This is a genomic window from Janibacter sp. CFPM2_SD2 (assembly GCF_057364645.1).
Genome location: NZ_JBNFOF010000281.1, coordinates 1 through 2,855 on the forward strand (window position 1 = coordinate 1; position 2,855 = coordinate 2,855).

At 74.1% G+C, this 2,855-nt stretch carries 3 protein-coding genes and 1 pseudogene; 2 read left to right on the forward strand and 2 right to left on the reverse strand.

Annotated features, from left to right (window positions below; translation table 11 throughout):
* Nucleotides 1–16 precede the first annotated feature (16 nt).
* Together AC2W7J_RS17280 and AC2W7J_RS17285 are read left to right on the forward strand one after the other, a co-directional pair.
* Nucleotides 17–148: pseudogene (locus AC2W7J_RS17280) on the forward strand (iron-containing alcohol dehydrogenase); the annotation flags it as partial.
* A 104-nt stretch (nt 149–252) separates the two neighbouring features.
* Nucleotides 253–1,104, forward strand: coding sequence for an iron-containing alcohol dehydrogenase (locus tag AC2W7J_RS17285; protein WP_485983925.1), 852 nt, complete (start codon nt 253–255; stop codon nt 1,102–1,104).
* A 225-nt stretch (nt 1,105–1,329) separates the two neighbouring features.
* Here the strand turns inward: AC2W7J_RS17285 and pdxH are convergent, their stop codons facing one another.
* Both pdxH and AC2W7J_RS17295 read right to left on the reverse strand, forming a co-directional pair.
* Nucleotides 1,330–2,034, reverse strand: coding sequence for a pyridoxamine 5'-phosphate oxidase (pdxH, locus tag AC2W7J_RS17290; protein WP_485983927.1), 705 nt, complete (start codon nt 2,032–2,034; stop codon nt 1,330–1,332).
* Between the two features lie 21 nt (nt 2,035–2,055).
* A partial coding sequence (locus tag AC2W7J_RS17295; protein WP_485983929.1) for an SGNH hydrolase domain-containing protein occupies nt 2,056–2,855 on the reverse strand: 800 nt, incomplete at its 5' end.

The following is a 2,855-nucleotide window of genomic DNA, read 5'->3' on the forward strand; positions in this document are numbered from 1 at the left end:
CGGCCTGACGGCCGAGGTGCAGGACTCGGCCGCCGTCGAGCCGAGCGATGCCTCGCTGGCCGCCGCCGTCGAGAGGGCGAAGGGGGGTCCCCGCCCCGACGTCGTCGTCGCCGTCGGCGGTGGGTCGAGCATCGACACGGCCAAGGCGGTGTCCCTGCTGCTGAGCAACCCCGGCGAGCTCATGGACTACGTCAACGCACCGGTCGGCGGCGGCGCGCGCCCGACGCAGCCGGTCGTCTGCCGCTCGTCGCCGTGCCGACGACGACCGGCACCGGGGCCGAGTCGACGACCGTCTGCGTCCTCGACGTGCTCGCGTCCAAGGTCAAGACCGGCATCAGCCACGAACGGCTGCGCCCCGTGCTCGCCGTCGTCGACCCCGAGCTGACCGCGACCCAGCCGGCGGGGGTCACCGCCTCGGCGGGCATGGACATCCTCTGCCACGCGCTCGAGTCGTGGACCGCGCGGCCCTACACGAGCTACGAGCACAAGAGCGCCGACCAGCGCGTGCCCTACTGCGGGTCCAACCCGATCTCCGACCTCTACGCGGAGAAGGCGATGCGGCTGCTCGCCGGTGCCTTCCGCGGGGCCGTCGCCGGGCAGGAGCAGGCGCGCGTCGACATGGCGCTCGCGGCGACCTTCGCGGGCATGGGCTTCGGCAACGCCGGGGTGCACGTGCCGCACGCCAACGCCTACCCGATCGCCGGTCGGGTCCACGACCTCGGCTCCGACTTCCGGCCGCGCGACTACGACGTCGACGAGGCGATGGTCCCGCACGGCATGGCCGTCGCCTCGACCGCGCCGGCGGCCTTCGCGATGACCTACGCGGCCGACCCGCAGCGGCACCTCACCGCTGCCGCTTGGCTCGACCCGCAGGGCCTGGACGCCGACGCCCCCGAGCCGGAGCGCCTCTCGGCCGTGCTGCGACGGCTCATGCACGACATCGGCCAGCCCTCGGGCCTGGCCGAGATCGGCTACGGCGAGGCCGACGTCGACGGCATCGTCTCGGGCACGATGCAGCAGCAGCGCCTGCTCGCCACCGCCCCGCGCCCCGTCACCGACGAGGACGTCGCCGGCGTCATCCGGGCCTCCATGCATCACTGGTGATGACAGGGAGCCGGCCCGGGGTGGAGTGGCGAGACAAGGGAGCGGGCGCAGGGTGGGGGTCGGCCCGACTCATGGGAAAGTCCGGACTCCTACGCTCCGGGAGATGCGGGGAGAGCGGTCCGGACTTTTCCTTAGGGCCACCCCCAGCCCTGTGCCCGCGACCGTGCCCCACCCCCCACCCTGCACCCGCTCCCTGACGTCACGTCGTCGTCCGGTCGCCGGGGCTCAGGGCTGGAGGCGCCCGACCGTCCAGGCGCCCGGCACGTCGAGGCCGCCGTCGGCGATGCGCGTCCAGCGGAAGCGGTCGTGGAGCCGGTCGCTGCGCCCGGCCCAGGCCTCGACCTCGTCGCAGACGATCCGCCAGCCACCCCAGAAGTCGGGACGCGGCACGTCCTGGCCCGCGAAGCGCTCCTCGACCTGGGCCCAGGCCCGGTCCAGCGACTCGCGGCCCTCGATCGGCTGCGACTGGTGCGAGACCCACGCGCTCAGCTGCGACCCGCGGGGGCGCTGGGCGAAGTAGGCGTCGACCTCGGCCTCGGCCACGAGCTCGGCCCGCCCGCGGAAGCGGATGGCACGAAACATCGCCGGCCAGGTGATCGTCGCGGCGATGACCGGCGTCGCCTGCAGCTGGCGGCTCTTCGTCGAGTCGAGGTTGGTGACGAAGCCCGGGCCGCGACCGTCGAGGAAGCGCATGAGCACCGTGCGCACGTCCGGCCGCCCGTCGGCGTCGACGGTCGCGACGGCGAAGGACAGCGGCTCGGGCACGTCACCACGATCGGCCTGACGCGCCCGGGCAGCGTCGATCCACGACGTCACCAGCGCGAAGGGGGCACCCGGCACCTCCCCTTCGGACAGCCCCTCCCCGGAGTAGTCCACGTGGTCCGCCGCGGGCGGTGTGCGAGGGATCATCCCGTCGGGCGAGGCGCTCATGGCCGCCAGACTACGACCGCCCTACGAGCGCGACGCCTCGACCACCCTCGGGGTCAGCCAGGTCCAGACCATGGCGGCCCCGGCGGGCGAGAAGTGGACCGTGTCGGAGTAGAGCGGCACGCCGTTGATCTCCTCGAGGTAGCCGTCGCCGCACAGCGGCTCCCACAGGTCGAGGACCTGCCGGTCGACGCCCTTCGTCTCTCGCGACCCGCCCTCGCCACGCGCCCAGTCGCGCACGACGTCGTTGACCCAGCCGACATTGGCCGGGTCGGAGATCGGACCGGCGAACTGCCGCAGCGAGGGGTCGAGCCTGTCCGGGTCGACCTCGCGGCAGGGCATCGTCGCGACCTGCACGTGGGTGACGCCCGCCTCGTGGGCGCGCCGCTCGATCTCGTCGAGGGTCTCGGTGACGAGCGCCGCGTGCTCGTCCGAGCGCGAGCCGACCGTGCGGCCGTCGACCTCGTGCTCGCCGATGAGCTGCGGCCCGGGCAGGACGAGCAGGTCGGTGGCGCCGGCCTCCTCGACCTGCTGCGGCCAGTCGCGGCGCCACTCGTCGCAGGACTCGTCCTCGGGCATCGGGGAGCCGTCGGCGAGCAGCGGGGCGTCGACGAGGTCGCAGCCGATGCGCGAGAGGTTGGTCATCGTCACGCCGGGGTGGTCCTCGGCGCGCCAGCCCTTGCCGAGCGAGACCCCGACCGAGTCGCCGAGCAGCGCCATGTCGACCGGAGGGTCCGCGGGCGCCGGGTCGGCGTCGGCCGCGACGAGCGGCGGCACCTCGAGGTCGGCCTCGCTCACGGCCGGTGAAGACGAAGCCCGCGAGC

Excerpts from the sequence above, each read along its gene's own strand:
- pdxH (WP_485983927.1), bottom strand. The coding sequence starts at position 2,034 with ATGAGCGCCTCGCCCGACGGGATGATCCCTCGCACACCGCCCGCGGCG.